Raw genomic sequence first — 22,013 nt, forward strand, 5'->3', positions numbered from 1 at the left:
ACGTCATTCCTCCTCCCCTGCGTGCTCCCGCGCATGCCCAGCTCGCATGGGAGGAACAGCCTGCGGCTGCTAGGCAGTCTGACGCAGCCGCGCGCAAGAACCCCCGATCAATAGACCGAAGAGATTTCCGATGGATGTAACGCCCACCGCTTCCCACGTCTCCTCGCGAACGACCACGGTCACCGCCATCGCCGGGGATGGGATCGGGCCGGAGGTGATGCAAGCGGTCCAGCGCATTCTCGCCGCCGCTAGCGCCAAAATCGCCTGGGAAGATGCCGAGGCCGGCGCCGCCGTCTTCCGCCGCGGCATCGCCTCGGGCTGCCCGCAGGAGACCTTGGATTCCATCGCCCGCACCGGCCTCGCCCTGAAGGGACCGCTGGAAACGCCGGTCGGCTTCGGCGAGAAATCCGCCAACGTCACCCTCCGCAAGTTTTTTGAGCTCTACGGCAATATCCGCCCGGTGCGGGAACTGCCCGGCATCCGCACCCCCTTCTCGGGCCGTGGCATCGACCTCGTGATCGTGCGGGAGAACGTCGAGGACCTCTATACCGGCATCGAGCATATGCAGAGCGCCGGCGCCGCCCAATGCCTCAAGCTCATCACCGAGCCGGGCTGCGAGCGCATCATCCGCCTCGCCTTCGCGCTGACCCAGGCCGAGGGGCGCAAGAAGCTCGCCTGCGCGACCAAGGCCAATATCATGAAGATGACCGAGGGCATGATGAAGCGGGTCTTCGAGCGCGTGGCGCCCGAATATCCCGATATCGCCGCCTCCCACATCATCATCGACAACTGCGCCCACCAGCTTGTCATCGCGCCCGAGCAGTTCGACGTGATCGTGACCACCAACATGAACGGCGACATCATCAGCGACCTCGCCGCCGGCCTGGTGGGCGGCCTGGGCGTCGCCCCCTCCTCCAATATCGGCGACAATGCCGCGATGTTCGAGGCGGTGCATGGCTCGGCGCCGCAGATCGCGGGGAAGGATCTCGCCAATCCAACCGCGCTCCTGCTCTCCGCCGTCATGCTCCTCCGGCACATCGGCGATTTCGCGGCCGCGGAGAAGGTCGAGCAGGCAGTTCTGGTGACGCTGGAAGAAGGCCGCAATCTTACGGGAGATATCGCGGCGAAGGGCCAGGGCGTCGGCACCACCGCCTTCACCGATCAGATCATCGCCAATCTCGGCCGCGACAGCAGCGAGGCTTCGCGCCAGTATCAGCCGCTCAAAATGCCGGTCTGGCCGGATGTCGTCTGGCACCACCCCTCAGCCCATCGCGAGATGATGGGCCTCGACGTCTTCATCGAGACCGAGCAGCGGCCGGATGCTCTGGCGCAATCCCTTCAGGCAGCCGCCGAGGGCACCGAATTCAGCCTGACGATGATCGAGAACCGCGGTGCCCAGGTATGGCCGGCGCGCACCGGCAAGCCCTTCCTGGTCGACATCTTCCGCTGCCGCTTCATGCTGGACGTGCCCTCGGAGGGCAAACCCTCCGACATCGCGTCCCTGATGGGCCGGATCAGCGCTCACCACCACTGGATGCATGTCGAAAAGCTGCAACGCTTCGACGGCGCGGACGGGTACACGAGGGCACAGGGTGAAAACTGAGGCGCGAGCCAAAGTCCGTCATGGCACGCGAAGGCGTGCCATCCACGCCTTACCTTCGTCACGCAAGCGAAGGCGTGGATCCTCGGCCTTCGCCGAGGATGACGTGGTAGAATGAGCAGGGTTCAGACCAGAGACGTCACGCCCTAATGCCCGGAGGACGCCGCCTCGAAATCCGGTGCCGCAATACCCGAACCCTCGAGCTGCTCCACCAGATCCGACTTCAGCCGCTCCAGCCCCGCATCGTCCTTGGCCTCGGCGCGCGCCACCAGAACCGATTGCGTGTTGGAAGCCCGCAACAGCCACCAGCCGTCAGCCGTCTTCACCCGCACGCCATCCGTGTCCGATAATGCCGCGCCCTTCTGCCGTAGCCGCGCCGCGACCTCCTCGATCACCACGAATTTGCGCTCGTCATCGCAATCAAACCGCAACTCGGGCGTATTCACTACCCGCGGCAGCGCATCATGGATCGCCGCGAGGCTGTCCTTCGACCGCGCGACAATGCCGAGCAACCGAACGCCGGCATAAAGCGCGTCATCGAAGCCGTACCATTTGTCGGCGAAGAAGACATGCCCCGACATCTCTGCCGCCAGCGGCGAGCCCGTCTCAGCCATCTTCGCCTTGATCAGGCTATGCCCCGTCTTCCACATCAGCGCCTTGCCACCCGCCTTCTCGATCTCGTCGAACAGCACCTGGCTCGCCTTGACGTCCGAGATGATGATCGAGCCAGGCTTCTCGCGCAGCACATCGCGCGCCAGGATCACAAGCAACTGGTCGCCAAACAGCACATTGCCATTGCCGTCCACCGCGCCGATCCTGTCCGCATCGCCATCGAAGGCGATGCCCAGATCAGCCTTGCTGCCGCGCACCGCCGCGATCAGCGCTTCGAGGTTCTTCGGCACCGTGGGATCGGGGTGATGGTTCGGAAAATGCCCGTCGATCTCGGCGAAGAGGATTTTGTGCTCGCCCGGCAGGTGCTTGATGAGTTCCTGCAGAACCACGCCCGCGGCGCCATTACCGTTGTCCCAGACGACCTTGAGTTTCCGCTCGCCGCCATCCCAGTCCTTCGCCACACGCGCCACGTAATCGGCCTGCAGATCGACCGTCTCGGCCTTCCCGGCGCCCTCCGCCACCACATCGCCGGCCGCGGCGAGGCGACCGAGTTCGAGGATGTCCTTGCCGAAGAAGGGCTTCTTGCCGATCATCATCTTGAAGCCGTTATATTCCGGCGGGTTGTGGCTGCCGGTCACCATCACCGCCCCATCCGTCCCGCGCGTGAAAGCGGCGAAATAGAGCAGCGGCGTCGGGCCGAGGCCCACGCGCATCACATTGATGCCGGAAGCCTTGAGACCGTCGACCAGCGCCGCCTCAAGCTCTGGCGAGTGGGTGCGTCCGTCATAGCCGACCGCCACGATCGAGCCGCCCTTGCGGGCAATGAGGCTGCCGAAAGTTCGTCCGATCGCGAAGCCATCCGCCGGCTTCAGGGTTTTGCCGACGACACCACGGATGTCGTATTCGCGAAGAGATGTCGGATCGAAGCGGTGCGAGAATCCGGCGGCCATGACGAGTTCCCCTTGATTTTTTTATGACGTGTAGTTCTTGAGGAAGGCGCGCACGTCATCGGCCAGATCTGGGCGGGAAAGCGCGAATGCAAGCTGCGCTTCCAGAAAGCCCACCTTGTCACCGCAATCGAAGCGCCGCCCTTCCAGTCTCAGCCCATGGAACGGCGAGCCGCCGATCATCTTAGCCATCGCATCGGTCAACTGCACCTCGTTGCCAGCGCCACGCTCCATCTTGGAGAGATGCCCAATGACCTCAGGCAACAGCACGTAGCGGCCGATGATCGACAGGTTCGACGGCGCGTCTTCCGGCTTCGGCTTCTCCACGAGGCCCTTGACCTCGACCAGCCTGCCGTCATCGCTACCGATATCGAGAATGCCGTATTTGTTGGTCTGGTCGGGCGGCACCTCGATCACCGCCACCACGCTTCCCTCGGTCTCGCGATAGGCGCGGGCGAGCTGCTCGGTGCAGGAGGTTTCCGCAAGCACGAGATCATCGGGCAGCAGGATCACGAAGGGGTCGTCGCCGATAAAGGTCCGGGCGCACCAGATCGCATGGCCGAGGCCCAGCGGTTCCTGCTGCCGCACTGTGGTGATCGCGCCGGGCGATAGCCGCATTGCCTCAAGTCCCGCGAGAGCCTCGGTCTTGTTGCGCGCCTTGAGCGTCGCCTCCAATTCGTAAGAGACATCGAAATGGTCGATCAGGGCGGTCTTGCCGCGCCCCGTCACCATACAGAACAGATCGATCCCGGCGGCGCGCGCCTCATCTACCGCATATTGGATGAGCGGACGATCGACGACCGTCAGCATTTCCTTCGGCATCGCTTTAGTTGCAGGCAGAAAGCGCGTGCCGAGCCCCGCGACAGGGAGCACCGCTTTCCGCAACGGCTTAATGGGCATGGCGAACCTCAAGGTCTACGGGGATCAAATGAGAACATGTCCGCCACGCCTAAGGCGGCAACATGATGAGTGGCATGCGCTGGGCGCCCCGGCAAGACCGGGCATCATGCAAAAGTAGTAGAGGTGGAGTGGAGCCCATTACCAGTCACCGCCTCTCACTTTCGTGAATTGGCGTCCGCGGCCGCCACCGCGCTGATGTTGAGGATGGCCCGCGCCGTCGCCGTCGGCACCAGAATGTGGATGGGCTTAGCCGGCCCCAGCAGCATCGGCCCGACCTGCAACCCGTTCCCCGCCGCCTTGATCAGGTTGAAGGTGATATTCGCGGCGTCCAGCGTCGGGAAGATCAGCAGGTTCGCGGTGCCCGTCAAACTGCTGTCCGGCACCGCCCGTTCGCGAGTCGCTTCGGCGAGCGCGGCATCCGCCTGCATTTCGCCATCAACTTCCAGATCGGGCACGCGCGCCCGGATCAGCGGCAGCGCCCGCCGCATCTTCCGCGCGGTATCCGTGTTGCTCGACCCGAAGGAGGAGTGGGACAGCAGCGCCACCTTGGGCGTGAGGCCGAAGGCCGCAACCGCCTCCGCCGCCAGTTCCGTCATCTCCGCGATCTGCTCCATCGTCGGATCGACGTTCATATGCGTGTCGCAGAAGAACAACGGCCCCTCCTGCAGGATAACCGCGCTCAACGCATAGATCCGCTTGCAGCCGGGGCGCAGCGGAATGATCGGCAGCGCGTATTGCAAATGCCGCCACCAATCGCCGTAGCCGCCGCACAGCGCCGCATCGGCGAGCCCCTCCGAAACCATGAGCGACGCCGCGATGGTGCTGTGGCTGCGCAGCCTGATCGCGGCGGCATCGGGCTGCACGCCACGCCGGCCGGCAAGGATCTGATATTTCCGCAGCAGCGGGTCGAAGACCTCGTGATCCAGCACGGGGTCGAGCACCCGGACAGGCCCATCGAGATCCAGCCGCAACCCCATCTCTCGGACCTTCAGCTCGATCCGCTCGCGCGAACCGATCAGGATCGGGCTGCCGATGCCGTCATCAACAACGGACTGTACCGCCCGCAGCACCCGCTCATCCTCGCCGGCGCCATAGACGATGCGGCAGAGCGACTTCTGCGCCGCCTGGAAGACCGGGCGCATAAGCTGGCCCGAGCGATAACTGAACCGCTCCAGCTCTCTCTTATACTGAACGAAATCCTCGATCGGCGCGGTCGCTACCCCGCTCGCCTTGGCGGCACGGGCGACGGCCGGTGCGATCTCCAGGATCAATCGCGGATCGAAGGGCTTCGGGATGATGTATTCCGGCCCGAACAGCGGCGCCGAACCGCCATAGGCCGCGACCACTGCCTCGCTCGCCTCCATTCTCGCGAGCCCCGCCAGCGCCTCCACCGCCGCCTGCTTCATCTCCTCATTGATCGTCGTCGCTCCCGAATCGAGGGCACCGCGGAAGATGAAGGGGAAACACAGGACGTTGTTGACCTGGTTCGGGTAGTCGCTGCGGCCGGTGGCGATGATCGCGTCGGGCCGGTCCTCCCGCACATATTCCGGTAAAATCTCGGGCTCGGGATTGGCCAGCGCCATGATCACTGGCCGGGGCGCCAGCTTGCTCAGCCATTCGCGCTTCAACACGCGCGGTGCGGAAAGACCGAGGAAGATATCGGCGCCGTCCAGCACCTCTTCCAGCGTCCGCGCCTCGGTATCCTTGGCGTAGCGCGCGAGGTTAGGCCCCATGCCATTGCGCCCGCGATGCACCACGCCGTCGACATCGGTAAGGAAGACGTTCTCGACCTTCAATCCCATGACAACCAGAAGATCGACGCAAGCCAGCGCGGCGGCGCCGGCGCCGGAACTCACCAGCTTGACCTCCTCCAGCGTCTTGCCCTGGAGCTTGAGGCCATTCGTCACCGCAGCCGCGACGGTGATCGCCGTGCCATGCTGGTCGTCATGGAAAACCGGAATGTTCATCCGGGCGCGCAGCTCGGCCTCGATCCTGAAGCACTCCGGCGCCTTGATGTCTTCGAGGTTGATCGCGCCGAAGGTCGGCTCCAGCGCCGCCACTACGTCGATGAAGCGATCGGGGTCCGCCGCATCGACCTCGATGTCGAAAACATCGATGCCGGCGAACTTCTTGAACAGAACCGCCTTGCCCTCCATCACCGGCTTGGACGCAAGCGCGCCGATATTGCCGAGGCCGAGCACGGCGGTGCCGTTGGAGATGACGGCGACCAGATTGCCCCGCGCCGTATAGAGCTTCGCGGCGGTAGGATCCGCGACGATCGCCTGGCAGGCGGCGGCGACTCCCGGGGAATAGGCGAGTGCCAGATCGCGCTGCGTCGCCATGCGCTTGGTCGGCTCGATCGCGAGCTTCCCGGGGCGCGGATAGCGATGATAATCGAGCGCGGCCTTGCGGAGATTGTCGTCCATTTGCGTTTCCCCCGGAGGCTTGCCGCTCTTGTCGCTCGGCACCTCGCACGCCCTATAAGATCAAGCGAGGCCAGGGGGCGCAATGCACCCCGGCACGCCGCGCCGAGGCTTCATCAAGGGAACACGGATAAAGATGGTGCGGTCGAGAAGACTCGAACTTCCACAGGGTTTCCCCCACAAGCACCTCAAGCTTGCGCGTCTACCATTCCGCCACGACCGCATCGTGGGCGCCGGGGTATAGCGAATGATCGATCAGGCTTCAATCGCCCTTCCGCCCGCGCCATCGCCCCTATTCCGCGTGGCTGCGCCGCCCCCGGCGCTGCGCTGGGAAATCGCTGACGGCTACGTCCCCTATCCTGAGGCCGTCGCGCGGATGGAAGAGCGCGCCCGCGCTATTCGGGCCGGCGAAGCCGAGGAGCTCGCCTGGTTCGTGGAGCATCCGCCGCTCTACACAGGCGGCAGTTCGGCGCGCCCCGAGGATTTGGCGGATGCGAGCCGCTTCCCGACTTTCGCCTCCCGCCGCGGTGGCAAATGGACCTATCACGGCCCTGGCCAGCGGGTCGCCTACCTCATGCTCGACCTCGACCGGCCTCATGGCAGCGTTCCGCCGCGTGACCTCCACGCTTACGTCCATGCGTTGGAGGAATGGCTCATCCTCACCCTCGACCGCTTCAACATCCGTGGCGAGCGGCGGCAGGGCCGCGTCGGCATCTGGGTCGCCGACCGCGCGGCGGGCACCGAAGCCAAGATCGCCGCCATCGGCGTGCGCGTCACCCGCTGGGTCACGCTGCATGGGATCTCGATTAATCTCGACCCACAGCTGGACCACTTCTCGGGCATTGTTCCCTGCGGCATCCGCGAGTATGGGGTAACAAGCCTGCATGCCCTGGGCATACCCGTGGGCATGGCTGAACTCGACGCCGCGCTGGCGGGGAGTTGGCCGCGTGTTTTCGGCGCGGCCTTGGCTGCGGGCTAAAACGGGTTTCTAGGGGGCGTCGGGAGGATCGTGCGATCGATCGGACTGGCGCCTCCGTCAAGGATGGGGACGTGGCATGGCCTCGGCGGCCGAGCAGCTTGCGGCTAACTTAAACTTCGGCACCTTCGCCAAGGCGACCGAGCTCAAGAAACGGATTTGGTTCACCCTGGGGGCGCTCATCGTCTTCCGGATCGGAACCTACATTCCGGTTCCAGGGGTCGATCCCGCGGTCATGAGCCAGCTCATGACCCGCACCGGCGGCGGCATTCTCGGCATGTTCGACATGTTCTCGGGCGGCGCTTTGGGGCGCATGACCGTTTTCGCGCTCAACATCATGCCCTACATCAGCGCCAGCATCATCATTCAGCTGATGTCCTCGGCCATCCCATCGCTTGAGGCGTTGAAGAAGGAAGGCGACAGCGGGCGGCGCCGGCTGAACCAGTACACGCGATACCTCACGGCGATCATCGCGATCTTCCAGTCCTACGGCATCGCCGTCGGCCTCGAATCGATGCGAGGCTCGCTGGGACCGGCGGTGATCGACCCCGGCATGTTCTTCCGCTTCACCTGCGTCGTCACGCTGGTCGGCGGCACCATGTTCCTGATGTGGATCGGCGAGCAGATCACCGCCCGAGGAGTCGGCAACGGCGCGAGCCTCATCATTTTCGCCGGCATCGTGGCCAATCTGCCGCGCGCTTTCGCCAACCTCCTGGAACTCGGCAAGACCGGTGCCCTATCGCCGATCTTCGTACTGCTCTTCGTTCTGGGCGCCGTATTGATCATCGGCTTCGTGGTGTTCATGGAGCGGGCGCAGCGGCGCATCGTCATCCAGTATCCCAAACGCCAGGTCGGACAGCGGATGTATGGCGGCGACTCCAGCCACATGCCGCTCAAGATCAATACCTCGGGCGTCATCCCGCCGATCTTCGCCAGCTCGATCCTGCTGATCCCGGCGACGATCATCGGCTTCTCGCATATCACCGGAACCGGCCCCGCCTGGGTGCGATGGCTTGCCGGCTCCCTCGGCCACGGGCAGCCCGTCTATATGATCCTCTACGCGGCGCTGATTATCTTCTTCTCCTATTTCTACACCGCGGTTGTGTTCAATCCGGAGGAGACCGCGACAAATCTCAAAAAGCAGGGCGGATTCATTCCGGGCATCCGGCCGGGCGCCAATACCGCGAGCTATTTCGACCGCATCCTGACGCGTCTGACGACGATCGGTGCCCTCTATCTGGTGGTAGTCTGTCTCGTGCCCGAGTTCTTAATCGGGCATTACAGCCTACCCTTCTACTTCGGTGGCACGAGCCTGCTCATCATCGTGTCGGTCACTATGGACACGGTGACGCAAATCCAGTCCCATCTCCTCGCCCATCAATATGATGGCCTCATCAAGCGGGGCCGGGGGCGAGGGAGGGGACGGTGAAGATCATCCTGCTCGGGCCGCCGGGCGCCGGAAAAGGCACCCAGGCAAAGGGCCTGCAGCTACGCCATGGGCTCGCCCAAATCTCGACCGGCGACATGCTGCGCGCCGAAGTCTCGGGGGGTACCGAGATCGGGCTGCGCGCCAAAAGCATCATGGAGAGCGGCCGCCTGGTGCCGGATGAGATGATCATCGCCATGCTGGAACATCGCATCCGGCATGAGGACTGCCGGAACGGCTTCATCCTCGACGGCTTCCCCCGCACCGTGCCCCAGGCCGAGGCGCTGGACGAAATGCTCGCTCACAGCGGCACCGGCATCGACGGGGTGATCGAACTGCGCGTGAATGATGCGGTGCTGGTGGAACGCATTGCCGGCCGCTTCAGCTGCGCAAATTGCGGCGCCAGCTACCACGATGAGTTCCGCCTCCCGAAAGTGGCGGAGACCTGCGACATCTGCGGCAACCACGTCTTTATCCGGCGGCCCGATGACCGGCGGGAAGTCGTGGCCGCACGGCTGGAGGCTTACAACCGTCAGACGGCGCCGCTCCTGCCCTATTACGAGGCCCGGGACCGCCTGCGGATTGTCGATGGTTTGGCCGATATCTCCGAGGTTGCCGCGACCATAGAGGCGACGCTCGAGACCCTGCCCAGCGTCGAACCCTCCCATGCGCTCACGCAGAGTTGATCAGGCGCGATTGACTCTCTGACCCCCGGCGATATATTCCGCCGCTCGGCCGAGGGGGTTTTCCCCCGACGGGCCTTTTTTCTCGGCCATTCCGGGATTGATCAGCCGACCGCGTGAGCGCTCGGCGCTTGAGGAGTGTTTCATCGTGGCGCGCATCGCCGGGGTCAATATCCCGACCAATAAGCGGGTTGTGATTAGCCTGCGTTATATCTACGGCATCGGTCCGACCAAGGCGCTGGACATCTGCACCCGCCTCGGCATCGCGTCCGAGCGTCGCGTGAACCAGCTCTCGGACGACGAAGTGCTGAAGATCCGTGAGCTGATCGACCGTGAGATCCGGGTCGAAGGCGATCTTCGCCGCGAAGTCGCGATGAACATCAAGCGCCTGATGGATCTGGGTTGCTATCGCGGCCTCCGTCATCGTCGCGGACTGCCGGTTCGCGGCCAGCGCACCCACACCAATGCCCGCACCCGCAAGGGCAAGGCCGTGGCGATCGCCGGTAAGAAGAAGGTCACGAAGTAGAGGCGCCTCGGGGTCTCGGCTTCTTTAATTATCGCCTCGCCGCGCGCGGCTCCTCCGCTGCGGTGGGCGCTTCAGATAGACAGGAATATCCATGGCGAAGCCCGCCGCGAGCTCTTCTCGCCCCCGTAAGAAAGAGCGCAAGAACATCAGCTCGGGTGTGGCTCATGTTGCCGCAACCTTCAACAACACTGTCGTGACAATCACGGATGCCCAGGGCAACACCATCGCCTGGTCGTCCGCCGGTAGCCAGGGCTTCAAGGGCAGCCGCAAGTCCACGCCCTATGCCGCCCAGGTCGCCGCCGAGGATGCCGGTCGCAAGGCCCGCGACCATGGCATGGAGACCTTGGAGATCGAGGTCAGCGGTCCCGGTTCGGGCCGTGAGAGCGCGCTGCGTGCGCTGCAGACCGTCGGCTTCCAGGTGAGTTCCATCCGCGATCGTACCGCCGTGCCGCATAATGGCTGCCGCCCCCGCAAGCGCCGTCGCGTCTAAGCTTTTCGATTGCGTTCATTCACCGCGGCGCGGTCCCCGTCTTCGATAGGGGCCGCGCCCGGTCTGTTGTTACAAGAGGCGAACGTGGTATTGCAGAGAAATTGGGAATCGCTGATCAAGCCCGAGAAGCTCGAGTTCGAGCCGGGTAACGATCCCTCCTGCGTCGCCACCGTGGTGGCGGAGCCGCTAGAGCGCGGCTTCGGCATGACGCTCGGCAACGCGATCCGCCGCATCCTGCTCTCCTCCCTGCAGGGCGCCGCGGTGACGGCACTCCAGATCGACGGCGTGCTTCATGAATTCAGCACCATCCCCGGCGTTCGTGAGGACGTGACGGATATCGTGCTGAACGTGAAGCAATTGGCGCTTCGCATGCACGGCGAAGGCCCGAAGCGGATGATGCTCTCGGCCGTTGGCCCCGGCGAAGTGCGCGCCGAGCAGATCCAGACCGGCCATGATATCGAGATCATGAACCCGGAACTCGTCATCTGCACCCTCGACGAGGGTGTGAAGCTGGGCATGGAGTTCACGGTCAACATCGGCAAGGGCTATGTCGCCGCCAGCGCGAACCGCCCCGAGGATGCGCCGATTGGGCTGATCCCGGTCGATTCGATCTACTCGCCGGTCAAGCGCGTCTCCTACAAGGTCGAGCCGACCCGCGTCGGTCAGGTTACCGACTATGACAAGCTCCTGCTCACGCTGGAGACCAACGGCGCAGTGACGCCTGAGGATGCGGTGGCCCTCGCTGCCCGTATCCTGCAGGACCAGCTTCAGCTCTTCATCAACTTCGATGAGCCGCAGCAGCTTCGCCTGGAAGAGCAGCAGGACGACCTGCCGTTCAACCGCAACCTGCTTCGCAAGGTCGATGAGCTTGAGCTGTCGGTGCGTAGCGCGAACTGCCTGAAGAACGACAATATCGTCTATATCGGCGACCTCGTTCAGAAGAGCGAGCAGGAGATGCTGCGGACACCGAACTTCGGCCGCAAATCTCTGAACGAGATCAAGGAAGTGCTTACGGCGATGGGCCTCGCGCTCGGCATGAACGTGCCGGGGTGGCCGCCTGAGAATATCGAGGACCTCGCGCGTCGCCTCGAAGAGCCGTTCTGAAGTTTAGGCACGCAAAGGTCAAAGGACTGAAACCATGCGTCACGGTGTACACGGGCGAAAGCTCAACGTTACCTCCACCCATCGGAAGGCCATGTTCCGCAACATGGCCGTGGCCCTGCTGAAGCACGAGCAGATCACCACCACGCTGCCCAAGGCGAAGGAGCTTCGGCCGGTCGCCGAGCGGCTCATCACGCTCGGCAAGCGCGGCGGTCTGCACGCCCGCCGCCAGGCGCTGTCGCTGCTGCAGGACGACATCATCGTCAGCAAGCTCTTCGTGGCGCTCGCCGAGCGCTACAAGACGCGGCAGGGCGGTTATACCCGCGTCCTGAAGGCCGGCGTCCGCTACGGTGACGCCGCCGACATGGCGGTGATCGAACTGGTCGAGCGTGACCCTTCCGCCAAAGGCCAGGACAGCGGCCCGGTGCAGGAAGTCAACGCTGACGCCCAGTCCCCGACCGCCGAGGATTGATTTTTCGGCAGCCGATACGACTGAAAAAGGCGGACCCGCAAAGGTCCGCCTTTTTCGTTTCAGACCACGGTTCATCCCCGCTCATCGTCATGGCACGCGAAGGCGTGCCATCCACGCCTTCTTGGTGGGGCGAGCAAAGGCGTGGATGCTCGGCCTTCGCCGAGCATGACGATGTGACAAGGACGAGCATGACGATGTGGACGAGGAGAGGTCAGTAGTGTCTCGCGCGCCAGCTTCCCCCGACCTCTTCGGTGCCGAAGCCGAACCCGCCGCCACCTCTCCGACGTCCCACCGTCGTGGCGGCAACGCGAAGCCGCGTCCCCTCGCCGACCGGCTGCGGCCCGCGACGCTCGCCGATGTCACCGGCCAGGATCATCTCCTGGGACCCCAAGGCACCGTTACCCGCATGCTCGCGCGCGGCTCGCTCGCCTCGCTCATCCTGTGGGGACCGCCGGGTGTCGGCAAAACCACCATCGCGCGCCTCATCGCCGAACAGGCCGATCTCCTCTTCTCGCAGATTTCCGCCGTCTTCTCGGGCGTCGCCGACCTCAAGCGGGTCTTCGAGGACGCCGCGCGCCACCGTCGTACCGGCCAGGGCACCCTGCTCTTCGTCGATGAAATCCACCGCTTCAACCGCGCCCAGCAGGACGCCTTTCTGCCCGTGGTCGAGGAAGGCATCGTCACCCTGATCGGCGCCACGACCGAGAATCCGTCCTTCGCCCTGAACGGCGCCCTCCTCTCGCGCTGCCAGGTTCTTGTCCTCCGCCGGCTCGACGATGCGGCGCTCGGCCAGCTTCTCGCGCGGGCGGAAACCGAGGTCGGACGCGCCCTTCCGCTCGATGCCGAGGCGCGCGCCAGCCTCGCCGCGATGTCGGATGGCGACGGCCGCTATCTGCTCAATATGGCCGAACAGCTTTTCTCACTGCCTGACGACACGCCCGAGATGGATGCGGCGGCACTCGCCGATCTGCTGTCCAAACGCGCCGCGCTCTACGACAAGGATCGCGAGGAGCACTACAACCTCATCTCCGCACTGCATAAGTCGCTGCGCGGCTCGGACCCTGACGCGGCGCTCTATTGGTTCGCCCGCATGCTGACGGGCGGCGAGGATCCGCGCTATATCGCGCGCCGCCTGCTGCGCTTCGCCGCCGAGGATATCGGCATGGCCGATCCGCAGGCTCTCACCCTCACGCTGCACGCCTGGGAAACCTACGAGCGGCTGGGCAGCCCCGAAGGGGAACTCGCCTTGGCGCAAGCTGTCGTCTACCTCGGCACCGCGCCGAAATCGAACGCGGTCTATGCCGCCTTTGGCGCGGCCCAACGCGCCGCCAAGGCCACCGGCAGCCTCATGCCGCCGGCTCATATTCGCAACGCCCCCACCAAACTCATGCGCGAGCTCGGCTATGGCGCGGGTTACGAATACGATCATGGCGAGGAGGAGGCTTTCTCCGGCCAGAACTACTTTCCGGACGGGATGGAGCGGGGAAGCTTCTACAGCCCGACCGACCGTGGGCTGGAACGCGAGATCGGCCGCCGCCTCTCACACTGGGCCAAGCTCCGCGCCGAACGGCAGGCCGGCCAATGAGCCTCGTCACCACGCGCCAGGTCACCGAGGACGAGGCCGAGATCCGTCTCGACCGCTGGTTCCGCCGCCACTATCCGGGCTTGTCGCAAGGCGCCATCGAGAAGCTCTGCCGCACTGGCCAGATCCGCGTCGATGGCAAGCGCGCGCCGACATCTTTGCGCCTGGTTGCCGGCCAGGAAGTGCGCGTGCCGCCCCCCGCCCTCAATGCGACTGAGGCGCCAACGGAGCGCACGCCCCGCGCACTAGACGAGCGAACACTCAAGGACCTCGCCCGCATGGTCGTCTATCAGGACGACTGGGTCATCGTCATCGACAAGCCGCCGGGCCTCCCGACCCAAGGCGGCCCCGGCATCACCCATCATCTCGACGGCCTGCTCGACGGCTTTCGTTTCGGCGCGCCGGACCGGCCGAGGCTCGTCCATCGCCTCGATCGCGACACCTCGGGCGCTCTGCTACTCGCGCGGACGCCCGGCACCGCCGCCAAACTCGCCGCCGCTTTTCGCGGGCGGAGCGTCAAGAAGACCTATTGGGCCGTCGTGCATGGTCTGCCGATCCCAATGGAGGGCCGGATCGACCTGGCCCTTACCCGCACGCAAGGTTTGGGCGGGGCCAGAAGCGCCATCGCCCATCCCAAGGATCCCGAGGCGACCCGCGCCGTCACGGAATTCGAGACGCTCGATCATGCCGGCCGCAAGTTCAGTTGGCTCGGCCTCTATCCCGAGACCGGGCGCACCCATCAGCTCCGGGTGCATTGCGCCGCGATCGGCCATCCGATTCTCGGCGACATGGCCTATGGCGGCGAATCCAACATGGAGACCGTCGCCGGTCCGCTCCATCTGCACGCCCGCGCCTTGACCCTGCCGCATCCGGCTGGCGGCACGCTCAGCGTGGCCGTGCCACCGCCGGCGCACATGGCCGAAACCTTCGGCCAGCTCGGCTTTCCCATTCCCGCGGCACCAGCTGCGAAGTGGGAGCGGTAGAGCCGACTAACGCGTGATGATCTAATGCTGAACCGCGACCCAGAGATCCGTCATGGTACGCGAAGGCGTGCCATCCACGCCTTCCTCTTCGTCACGCAAGCAAAGGCGTGGATGCCCGGCCTTCGCCGAGCATGACGTTGGTGGATCGACCACGGTTCAAATCAGAGACGAGCCCCGCCTAACGCAGGTCGCGGCCGAAGTGGCGGTAGTATTTATCCGTGACGAGATCGCTCTGCACCACCACCGCGACATCCGTTGTGTTGAACTGATGGTCGATCACCGCCCCATCTCCCACGAAACCGCCGAGCCGGAGATAGCCCTTGATGAGCGGCGGCAGTCCGGCCAGCACGCTGCGCGAATCGATCGCCTCGGGGTCCATGCGCTGCATATCGACATAGCGCTCGGGCAAGGCGCGCAGCCTGATGGCCGGCGGCGCGAGATGGTTGGCGAACAGGTAAGTCAGGTCAGGCGCTAGAACATCGACATCCGTGCCCGGCAGGCTCGCGCAGCCGAACATGAGATCGATGTTGTGGATGAAGATATAGGCGGCGATGCCGCGCCATAGCAGTTGCATCGCCGCGCGCCCGCGATAGGCGCTGTCCACGCAAGACCGGCCAAGTTCCAGTACCTGCCCCGGAAAACGCTCCAGCACGCCGATGTCGTATTCGCCGGCGGTGTAAAACCGGCCGACCGTCTTCGCGGCGCTTTCGCGAATGAGGCGATAGGTCCCCACCACGCTTTCACGGCCATCGCCGAGGTCGTGATCCACCACCAGCAGGTGATCGGCCACGGCGTCATAAGCATCGCGGTCGCGGCCCGAGGCCAGCACGACGGGATCGGGCAAGGCGCCCATTTCCTCGTAGAACACGCGGTAGCGCAGCGCCTGCGCCGCATCGATCTCCCAATCCGCCCGGGCGATCCGCAGTCCCAGATTTCCGGCCCGAAGCTCCCCAATACCGACATGCCGCGCCGCCAGAGCCTCGGATAGATCGTCGGTCGTGCTCACGACGCCGGATCCCGCGGACTCAGATCCGCATCATCGCCAGCCACCGGCACGGCCTTGGCTGCCTCCTCGCGCGCCGCGCGGCGCTGTGCCTTCCGCGCCGCACCTTCCGACGGCCGGTCGATGCGCCGATGGCCGAACAGCTCAAGCCTATGAGAAGCGAGGTCGAAACCGAGCCGCCCGGCGATCGCCCTGATCGCCTGCTCAAGTTCCGGATCAGTAAACTCAATGACCCGGCCGGTATCGACATCCACGAGGTGGTGATGCGGGCCGGGGCTCGTCGGCTCGTAGCGTGCGCGGCCGCCACCGAAGTCGCGCCGTTCCAGGATGCCGTTCTCTTCCAGCAGCCGGACCGTGCGGTAGACGGTAGCGATCGACATCTTGCTGTCTTGCGCCACCGCACGCCGGTACAGCTCCTCGACATCGGGGTGGTCGCCGGCCTCCGACAACACCTGCGCGATGACGCGGCGCTGCCCCGTCATCTTCAGACCCTTCTCGATGCAGAGGCGCTCGATGCGCGAGTTCATCGCATGGCTCGCCGATACGGCGCCGGCCTTGCCGGCGGCAGGACGCGCGACCTCCGAGGGCCGGTCCTGGGCCGGCGCAGTCGAAAGCGGGGGGACGGAAGCGGTCCTCATCCCGCTAGTTATAAGCGAGGCTGAGTGCCCGGCATAGCGCCGGACGCTCAGCCGCCGCGCGCGCTCTTGCCGATGGCCGGCTTCATGGAGGTGCGCGGCTTGGTTCCGAGTCCGATTTTCTTGGCGAGCGAGGAGCGCTGACGCGCGTAGTTCGGCGCGACCATGGGATAGTCGGGCGGCAGGCCCCAGCGTTCGCGATACTGGTCGGGATCCATGTTGTAGGCGGTCTTGAGATGGCGCTTCAGCATCTTCAGTTTCTTGCCGTCTTCAAGGCAGACGATGTAGTCGCCAAATACGGATTTCTTCACCGGTACCGCCGGCTGTGGCTTCTCGATAACCTCGGGCTGCGCGCCGAGCCCAAGCAGGGCGCGATAGACGTCCTGGATCAGGCTGGGAAGGGCGTCGGGGGGGATGGTATTATTCGATGCGTGGGCAGAAACGATCTGAGCCGTCCATTCAAGGACGTCGGCATGGGCAGTCTCGTCAGACATTCGTCTCTCTCCATATCGCGGCCACGTTTACCTGGCCCAGTGGGTTCTGAGCACCGACATCAACCGGAGCCCCCGCAACGTTGTTCCAGAAGATGTCAGGATTTGCCTGATGACGTTCGCGACTGGATTCGCTAATTCGCTGAAGGCTTTATAAGCAGATCAACTCGGTGGAATCAATGCAATCCAGCCTCTTCAAGTAATATCTTGCGTAGTATCAAATAGTAAAAGACGTGGTTGCGATCTGGATCTCGTACACGAGCCTCAGACGACGTAATGCCTAAGCACCGCGCGCTTTACCCAAGGGAACGAACTTTGAACATTGCGTCCTCAGAGAAGCTTCCGGGGACGATGCATGTCGCAGTGGTCCTTCCGCCGCGTGAGGGATTTGGTCCTGACACCGCTGGTGCGATTGGTCTCCTTCAAGCCAGGCTCGCGGGTGTCAATGCCGCAGCGCAGTCTCGGTTCAGCGTTGTCGTTCTAGGTGTAGCTAAGCCGGGCGCTGTTTTCGCCGTTCCGTTCAAGCGCATCGATAACTCGGGATGGTTTGGCGGCGCAACGAGCCGTTACGCGCGCGGCATCCTCCGAACGCTCGACGCGCTCGCGCCCGACCTGGTTGAGATACACAACCGGCCGGACGTCGCGGCGCGCATCTGTCGCCGGTTTCCCGCTCACCGGATGGCCCTGTTTCTGCACAATGATCCGCGCCGGATGCGAGGCGCCTCCTCGCCGCGCCGGCGCGCGGCTCTGTCGCGAAAGCTGGGCCGGATAATCTGCGTCTCGGCTTTTCTGCGGGATTGCTGGATGGAGGGCGTAACAGATGTACGGGCACCCGAGATCCTCCCCAATTCCCTCGACCTCGCGGCGCTTCCGACACTGCTGCCGACAACGGAACGCGAGCCCACGATCCTCTTCGCTGGCCGCCTCGTGGCCGATAAGGGCGCCGATATTTTCGTCGCCGCCTGTGCGCTCGCTTTGCCGCAACTGCCGGGCTGGCGCGCCGACATGATTGGCGCCGACCGCTTCCGCCCCGACAGCCCTGAAACACCCTTTACCCGAGGCCTCCGGCGATCGGCGGCAGAGGCCGGTGTCTCCCTGCTCGGCTTCCGAAATCATGGAGATGTCATGACCGCACTGAGCCGAGCCGCCATTGCGGTGGTGCCCAGCCGCTGGCAAGAGCCCTTCGGACTAACGGCTTTGGAAGCCATGGCCTCCGGCTCCGCCCTCGTCACCTCAAGCCGTGGTGGTTTGGGAGAACTGGCCGAAGGCACGGCGCTCATCGCCGATCCCGAGGATCCGGCGGCGGTGGCGGAAGCCATTCTGTTGCTCGCCCGGGATATCTCGCTGCGGGAAAGGCTCGCGGAAGCGGGTCGGCAACGGGCCGCGAATTACGATCTGGTCCCGGCCCGCGCGCTGCTGGATCGCATAAGGACGGATATGCTTCAGCCGTGACCCGCTCTCTCTCTCCCCGCTTCCTCCTTGCCACCGACCGCGTTGCCCTTGTGGCGCTGCTGCTGGTGACGCCCGCGCTGCTCAATGCGCGCGCGCTTGCCGATGCACTCATCAGCGTCGTGGCACTCCTCTTCCTGCTGCAATGCGCGCGGGAAGGACATTGGCGCTGGCTGCGGCTCGGCTGGGTGCCTTTCGCCATCGCCTGGTGGGGCTGGGAGATGCTGTGTTCGCTGCCGCTGCCGCCCTTGTTGCAGGGAAGCTGGCATGTCTTTGGCCAAGCGGCGGCGATGGTGCGATTCCTGGTCTTCGCCGCCGCGCTGGAGCATCGCTTCCTGCGCGATCCCCGCCATCGCCTCTGGCTGCTCCGGATGGTGCAAGCGGTCGCGGCCTATATCGGCATCCAATGCCTCTACCAATACGCTACCGGCCGCAACTTCTTCGGCTTCGGCCGCTGGGTCGATGGCGAACTGACTGGCCCCTTCTTCAAGCCGCGCGCCGGTCCGGAGCTCATCCGCATCTTGTTCCCGGCGCTCCTGCCCCCGGTTATGGCGCTGATCGCCAGGCCTAGCTGGATCGCGCGGTTCGCTGGCGTCGTGCTCGCCGCCCTTGGCATCGCCGTGATGGTGCTCATCGGCCAGCGCATGCCGGTCCTTCTGACGGCGCTCGGCCTCATCGTCGCGGCACTCCTGCTGCCACGCCTCCGTCTCGTCGCCATCGCAGCGCTCGTGGCCGGAGGCATCGTCCTCGCCGCCTCCCCGGTCATCTCGCCACCGACCTACTACCGGCTGGTCGAGAAGTTCACGACCCAGATGGAGCACTTCAAAACCACGCCCTACGGCTATCTGCTCAGGCGAGGGGATGAGATTACCGAACAGCACCCGTGGTTCGGCCGTGGCTTCGACGGTTTCCGCACCGGCTGCCCGATGCATCGCTATTTCCGTGGCTGGCAATATCCGGAAGTCGCCGACATCGGCATGGGTCCCGACATCTGCAAACAGCACCCGCATAATTTCTACCTGCAGGCCAGCACCGATGGCGGCTATCCCGGCCTCGTACTGTTCGGCCTCCTCGGCCTCGTCTGGCTCCGCGATATGGGAAGAGGGCTGTGGCGCCGCCCGGATGCGCTGCGAGCCGGGCTTTTCATCGCCGCCCTCATTCATCTTTGGCCGATCGCCTCCACCAGCGCCTTCACCAGCCTGCCGGTAAGCGGCTATTTCTTTGTCATCCTCGGCTGGGGATTGGCAGAAGCGCGCTGGCGACGCGTAGCCGAGCCCTCGCCCCAAACGTTAGTGCCGCCTATATCAGGTAGCGCGCCTTCCCGTCCGTGACCGGAGCCGAGACAATGCCAGACACCAATCAAGCCGCCGCCCTCAATGCCGCCGCCGCCAGCGTGACCGATCTCATCCCGGTCACCGTGCTCACTGGCTATCTCGGCGCGGGCAAAACCACGCTGCTCAACCGCATCCTGACCGAGAAGCACGGCAAGAAATACGCGGTGATCGTGAACGAGTTCGGCGAACTCGGCGTCGATAACGACCTCGTGGTCGATGCCGACGAGGAAGTCTTCGAGATGAACAACGGCTGCATCTGCTGCACCGTGCGCGGCGATCTCATCCGCATCCTCGGCGGCCTCATGAAGCGCAAGGAGCGGTTCGACGGCATCATCATCGAGACCACCGGCCTCGCCAATCCGGCCCCCGTCGCGCAGACCTTCTTCGTCGATGAGGGCGTTCGCGCCCGCGCCCGGCTCGATGCGATCGTGACTGTGGTGGATGCGAAGAACCTGCCCGCCCGCCTCGCCGACAGCGCCGAGGCCGCCGCGCAGATCGCTTTCGCGGATGTCATCCTGCTCAACAAGATCGACCTGGTGACGCATCAGGAACTGACGGCGGTGGAGGCCCGCATCCGGGCCATCAACGCCCTCGCGCCGATTATCCGCAGCGAGCGTTCGGGCGTGCCGGTGGATGCCGTGCTCGGCCGCAACGCCTTCGACCTCAGCCGCATCCTCGCCCTTGACCCCGACTTCCTTGAATCGGACGAGCACGAGCACAACGAAGACATCGCGAGCATGAGCTTCACCGTCTCGCGCCCGATCGACCCGCAGAAGTTCAACAGCTGGATCGGCGCGCTGCTTAACGCCAAGGGCGGAGACATCCTGCGCACCAAGGGCATCCTGGACTATGCCGGCGAGAGCCGCCGCTACGCGTTCCAGGCCGTCCACATGATCGCCGACGGTGACTTCATCGGCCCCTGGAAGGATGACGAACCGAGGCAAAGCCGCCTGGTCTTCATCGGCCGCGATCTCAATCGCCCGCAGCTGCGTCGCGGCTTCGAATCCTGCCAAGTCGCCTGAGGCACGCATGAGCCAGACGCTGGACGCCGAAACGCTCCTCCAAACGCGCGGCGCCCACCGAATGCTTGACGCCTATGTCGTCGGCGCCGCCTTTGAGCGCGGCGGCGAATTCGCGGCTTTCGCGCTGGGTGACGGCAGCCTGCATTTCGCGAGCCTCGGCGAACCCAAGGAGGACTGGAAGAACTTCGTCGTCCATGACGGCGCCATTCTCTCGGTGGCGTCCGATGTCGTGGCCGGGGCAATCGTGACCGGCGGCGACGACGGCGACTTCCGCCGCACCACGGCGACTGGCGAATCGACCACCCTCGCCGATCTCGGCTCGAAGTGGGTCGAGCATGTCGCGGCCTACGCGCCGGGGCGTGGCCGGGAGCGTGATGCCTCCACGCTCTGCTGCGCCGCCGGCCGCCAGCTCCATGTCTTCGACGCGGCAGGCCAGCGCCTGAAGGTGCTGGAACATCCCTCGACCGTCACCGGCATCGCCTTCGACGCGCGCGGCAAACGCGTCGCGGCCTCGCATTACAACGGCGCCAGCGTCTGGTTCACCGGCGCCAAGACGGATACCCCCCGCCGCCTGGAATGGAAGGGCAGCCACACTGGCATCTCGCTCCATCCCGATGGCGAGGCGGTGGTGACCACGATGCAGGAAAATTCCCTGCACGGCTGGCGCCTGTCAGACGGGCAGCACATGCGGATGAGCGGCTATCCGACTAAGCCGCTCTCCATCTCCTTCTCCCGCACCGGCCGCTGGCTCGCCTCATCCGGCGCCGATACCGTCGTACTCTGGCCCTTTTTCGGCGGCGGTCCGATGGGCAAGGCACCCACCGAACTCGCGGGCGGCGGCAGCGTGGTCGTCACCCGCGTCGCCTTCAATCCGCGCAGCGAGGTCGTCGCGGCGGGTTTCGCCGATGGCCGCGTCATCCTCGGCGAGATCGAGGGCGGCCGCATCCTGCCCGTCATGGCACCGGGCCGCGGCCCCGTCTCGGCCTTGAGCTGGAACGAGGGCGGCAGCCATCTCGCGATCGGCACGGAGACGGGCTTCGCGGGGATCATCGACCTGAGCAAAGGCAACAAGTAAGTCGCTGGCTGCCTTGGGCTTCCCATCGCGGGGTCTGAGGCGAGATGTCTCTGGCTTGAACCGCACCCCAGAAATTCATCATGTCACGCGAAGGCGTGCGGGGCACCCCGTGCCATCCACGTCTTCTTCACGAAGCAAGCAAGGCGTGGATCCTCCCCCTTCGCGGAGGATGACGTGGAGAAATGGGCAATGTTCAGAATTCGATCCTAGCCGTCTAAAAGCGAAACTCGACCGCTTTCCCCATGCGTGCCCGCAAGGCATCATCCCCAATCTGCTTTGGGGG

The 22,013-nt window shown here is 64.9% G+C and carries 20 protein-coding genes and 1 tRNA gene; 14 read left to right on the forward strand and 7 right to left on the reverse strand.

Annotated elements, in window-relative coordinates; translation table 11 throughout:
• Window positions 1-130: 130 nt before the first annotated feature.
• Window positions 131-1,603 (forward strand): NADP-dependent isocitrate dehydrogenase, encoded by a 1,473-nt coding sequence (locus tag GSQ92_RS28020; protein WP_158806462.1) that lies wholly within the window; start codon window positions 131-133, stop codon window positions 1,601-1,603.
• Window positions 1,604-1,746: 143 nt separating this feature from the next.
• Here GSQ92_RS28020 and pgmG read toward each other — a convergent pair whose 3' ends face one another.
• From pgmG to GSQ92_RS28040, 4 genes are all read right to left on the reverse strand, one after another.
• Window positions 1,747-3,162 carry a phosphoglucomutase/phosphomannomutase PgmG gene (gene pgmG / locus GSQ92_RS28025; RefSeq protein ID WP_158806460.1) on the reverse strand — a complete coding sequence of 472 codons (1,416 nt, stop codon included), beginning with the start codon at window positions 3,160-3,162 and terminating at the stop codon, window positions 1,747-1,749.
• Window positions 3,163-3,183: 21 nt separating this feature from the next.
• Window positions 3,184-4,059, reverse strand: a complete 876-nt coding sequence (gene galU, locus GSQ92_RS28030; protein WP_158806458.1) for a UTP--glucose-1-phosphate uridylyltransferase GalU — start codon at window positions 4,057-4,059, stop codon at window positions 3,184-3,186.
• Between the two features lie 155 nt (window positions 4,060-4,214).
• Complete coding sequence (locus GSQ92_RS28035) at window positions 4,215-6,485, reverse strand: NADP-dependent malic enzyme (RefSeq protein WP_158806456.1); 2,271 nt, start codon at window positions 6,483-6,485, stop codon at window positions 4,215-4,217.
• Window positions 6,486-6,619: 134 nt separating this feature from the next.
• Window positions 6,620-6,705: transfer RNA gene (locus tag GSQ92_RS28040), tRNA-Leu, on the reverse strand.
• 24 nt (window positions 6,706-6,729) lie between these two features.
• Here GSQ92_RS28040 and lipB point away from each other — a divergent pair.
• The 9 genes from lipB to GSQ92_RS28085 all read left to right on the forward strand — a co-directional run bounded on the left by lipB (window position 6,730) and on the right by GSQ92_RS28085 (window position 14,721).
• Window positions 6,730-7,461 (forward strand): lipoyl(octanoyl) transferase LipB, encoded by a 732-nt coding sequence (gene lipB / locus GSQ92_RS28045; RefSeq protein ID WP_158806454.1) that lies wholly within the window; start codon window positions 6,730-6,732, stop codon window positions 7,459-7,461.
• Window positions 7,462-7,537: 76 nt separating this feature from the next.
• Window positions 7,538-8,887, forward strand: coding sequence for a preprotein translocase subunit SecY (gene secY / locus GSQ92_RS28050; protein ID WP_158806452.1), 1,350 nt, complete (start codon window positions 7,538-7,540; stop codon window positions 8,885-8,887).
• A complete protein-coding gene (locus GSQ92_RS28055) occupies window positions 8,884-9,570 on the forward strand; it encodes an adenylate kinase (RefSeq protein WP_158806450.1) in 687 nt (228 codons plus the stop codon). The genes secY and GSQ92_RS28055 overlap by 4 nt, the downstream gene beginning before the upstream one ends.
• A gap of 145 nt (window positions 9,571-9,715) precedes the next feature.
• Window positions 9,716-10,093 (forward strand): 30S ribosomal protein S13, encoded by a 378-nt coding sequence (gene rpsM / locus GSQ92_RS28060; protein ID WP_158806448.1) that lies wholly within the window; start codon window positions 9,716-9,718, stop codon window positions 10,091-10,093.
• Between the two features lie 91 nt (window positions 10,094-10,184).
• A complete protein-coding gene (gene rpsK, locus GSQ92_RS28065) occupies window positions 10,185-10,583 on the forward strand; it encodes a 30S ribosomal protein S11 (RefSeq protein WP_158806446.1) in 399 nt (132 codons plus the stop codon).
• Window positions 10,584-10,667: 84 nt separating this feature from the next.
• A complete protein-coding gene (locus GSQ92_RS28070; protein WP_158806444.1) occupies window positions 10,668-11,687 on the forward strand; it encodes a DNA-directed RNA polymerase subunit alpha in 1,020 nt (339 codons plus the stop codon).
• A 34-nt stretch (window positions 11,688-11,721) separates the two neighbouring features.
• Window positions 11,722-12,156: a 50S ribosomal protein L17 gene (gene rplQ / locus GSQ92_RS28075; RefSeq protein WP_158806442.1), complete on the forward strand. Its 435-nt coding sequence runs from the start codon at window positions 11,722-11,724 to the stop codon at window positions 12,154-12,156.
• Window positions 12,157-12,373: 217 nt separating this feature from the next.
• Entirely contained in the window at window positions 12,374-13,741 is a 1,368-nt protein-coding gene (locus GSQ92_RS28080; RefSeq protein WP_158806440.1) for a replication-associated recombination protein A, read from the forward strand.
• Window positions 13,738-14,721 carry an RluA family pseudouridine synthase gene (locus tag GSQ92_RS28085; protein WP_158806438.1) on the forward strand — a complete coding sequence of 328 codons (984 nt, stop codon included), beginning with the start codon at window positions 13,738-13,740 and terminating at the stop codon, window positions 14,719-14,721. Before GSQ92_RS28080 ends, GSQ92_RS28085 begins: the two co-directional genes overlap by 4 nt.
• 178 nt (window positions 14,722-14,899) lie before the next feature.
• Here the strand turns inward: GSQ92_RS28085 and GSQ92_RS28090 are convergent, their stop codons facing one another.
• From GSQ92_RS28090 to GSQ92_RS28100, 3 genes are all read right to left on the reverse strand, one after another.
• The gene (locus tag GSQ92_RS28090; RefSeq protein WP_159014707.1) at window positions 14,900-15,727 is read right to left on the reverse strand and encodes a GNAT family N-acetyltransferase; all 828 of its coding nucleotides are present in this window, start codon (window positions 15,725-15,727) and stop codon (window positions 14,900-14,902) included.
• Window positions 15,724-16,251, reverse strand: coding sequence for a Fur family transcriptional regulator (locus GSQ92_RS28095; RefSeq protein WP_158806435.1), 528 nt, complete (start codon window positions 16,249-16,251; stop codon window positions 15,724-15,726). Before GSQ92_RS28095 ends, GSQ92_RS28090 begins: the two co-directional genes overlap by 4 nt.
• A 158-nt stretch (window positions 16,252-16,409) precedes the next feature.
• On the reverse strand, window positions 16,410-16,853 hold the full coding sequence (locus GSQ92_RS28100; RefSeq protein ID WP_158806434.1) for a MucR family transcriptional regulator: 444 nt from the start codon (window positions 16,851-16,853) through the stop codon (window positions 16,410-16,412).
• A gap of 312 nt (window positions 16,854-17,165) precedes the next feature.
• Here GSQ92_RS28100 and GSQ92_RS28105 point away from each other — a divergent pair, with 312 nt between their 5' ends.
• Genes GSQ92_RS28105 through GSQ92_RS28120 form a run of 4 tightly spaced genes read left to right on the forward strand, consistent with a single transcriptional unit; the run spans window position 17,166 to window position 21,730 of the window.
• Window positions 17,166-18,302 (forward strand): glycosyltransferase family 4 protein, encoded by a 1,137-nt coding sequence (locus tag GSQ92_RS28105; RefSeq protein ID WP_158806433.1) that lies wholly within the window; start codon window positions 17,166-17,168, stop codon window positions 18,300-18,302.
• The gene (locus GSQ92_RS28110; protein WP_158806432.1) at window positions 18,299-19,630 is read left to right on the forward strand and encodes an O-antigen ligase; all 1,332 of its coding nucleotides are present in this window, start codon (window positions 18,299-18,301) and stop codon (window positions 19,628-19,630) included. Before GSQ92_RS28105 ends, GSQ92_RS28110 begins: the two co-directional genes overlap by 4 nt.
• A gap of 14 nt (window positions 19,631-19,644) precedes the next feature.
• Window positions 19,645-20,655, forward strand: a complete 1,011-nt coding sequence (locus GSQ92_RS28115; protein WP_158806431.1) for a GTP-binding protein — start codon at window positions 19,645-19,647, stop codon at window positions 20,653-20,655.
• Window positions 20,656-20,662: 7 nt separating this feature from the next.
• Window positions 20,663-21,730 carry a WD40 repeat domain-containing protein gene (locus tag GSQ92_RS28120; RefSeq protein ID WP_158806430.1) on the forward strand — a complete coding sequence of 356 codons (1,068 nt, stop codon included), beginning with the start codon at window positions 20,663-20,665 and terminating at the stop codon, window positions 21,728-21,730.
• Window positions 21,731-22,013: the final 283 nt, after the last annotated feature.

Source organism: Acidisoma sp. S159 (genome assembly GCF_009766125.1).
Taxonomy (GTDB): Bacteria; Pseudomonadota; Alphaproteobacteria; order Acetobacterales; family Acetobacteraceae; genus Acidisoma.

Coding starts and splice junctions, on each gene's coding strand:
- secY (WP_158806452.1), top strand. CDS start 7,538: ATGGCCTCGGCGGCCGAGCAGCTTGCGGCTAACTTAAACTTCGGCACC.
- GSQ92_RS28020 (WP_158806462.1), top strand. CDS start 131: ATGGATGTAACGCCCACCGCTTCCCACGTCTCCTCGCGAACGACCACG.
- galU (WP_158806458.1), bottom strand. CDS start 4,059: ATGCCCATTAAGCCGTTGCGGAAAGCGGTGCTCCCTGTCGCGGGGCTC.
- lipB (WP_158806454.1), top strand. CDS start 6,730: ATGATCGATCAGGCTTCAATCGCCCTTCCGCCCGCGCCATCGCCCCTA.
- rplQ (WP_158806442.1), top strand. CDS start 11,722: ATGCGTCACGGTGTACACGGGCGAAAGCTCAACGTTACCTCCACCCAT.
- GSQ92_RS28085 (WP_158806438.1), top strand. CDS start 13,738: ATGAGCCTCGTCACCACGCGCCAGGTCACCGAGGACGAGGCCGAGATC.
- GSQ92_RS28095 (WP_158806435.1), bottom strand. CDS start 16,251: ATGAACTCGCGCATCGAGCGCCTCTGCATCGAGAAGGGTCTGAAGATG.
- pgmG (WP_158806460.1), bottom strand. CDS start 3,162: ATGGCCGCCGGATTCTCGCACCGCTTCGATCCGACATCTCTTCGCGAA.
- GSQ92_RS28100 (WP_158806434.1), bottom strand. CDS start 16,853: ATGTCTGACGAGACTGCCCATGCCGACGTCCTTGAATGGACGGCTCAG.
- GSQ92_RS28120 (WP_158806430.1), top strand. CDS start 20,663: ATGAGCCAGACGCTGGACGCCGAAACGCTCCTCCAAACGCGCGGCGCC.
- GSQ92_RS28115 (WP_158806431.1), top strand. CDS start 19,645: ATGCCAGACACCAATCAAGCCGCCGCCCTCAATGCCGCCGCCGCCAGC.
- GSQ92_RS28035 (WP_158806456.1), bottom strand. CDS start 6,485: ATGGACGACAATCTCCGCAAGGCCGCGCTCGATTATCATCGCTATCCG.
- rpsK (WP_158806446.1), top strand. CDS start 10,185: ATGGCGAAGCCCGCCGCGAGCTCTTCTCGCCCCCGTAAGAAAGAGCGC.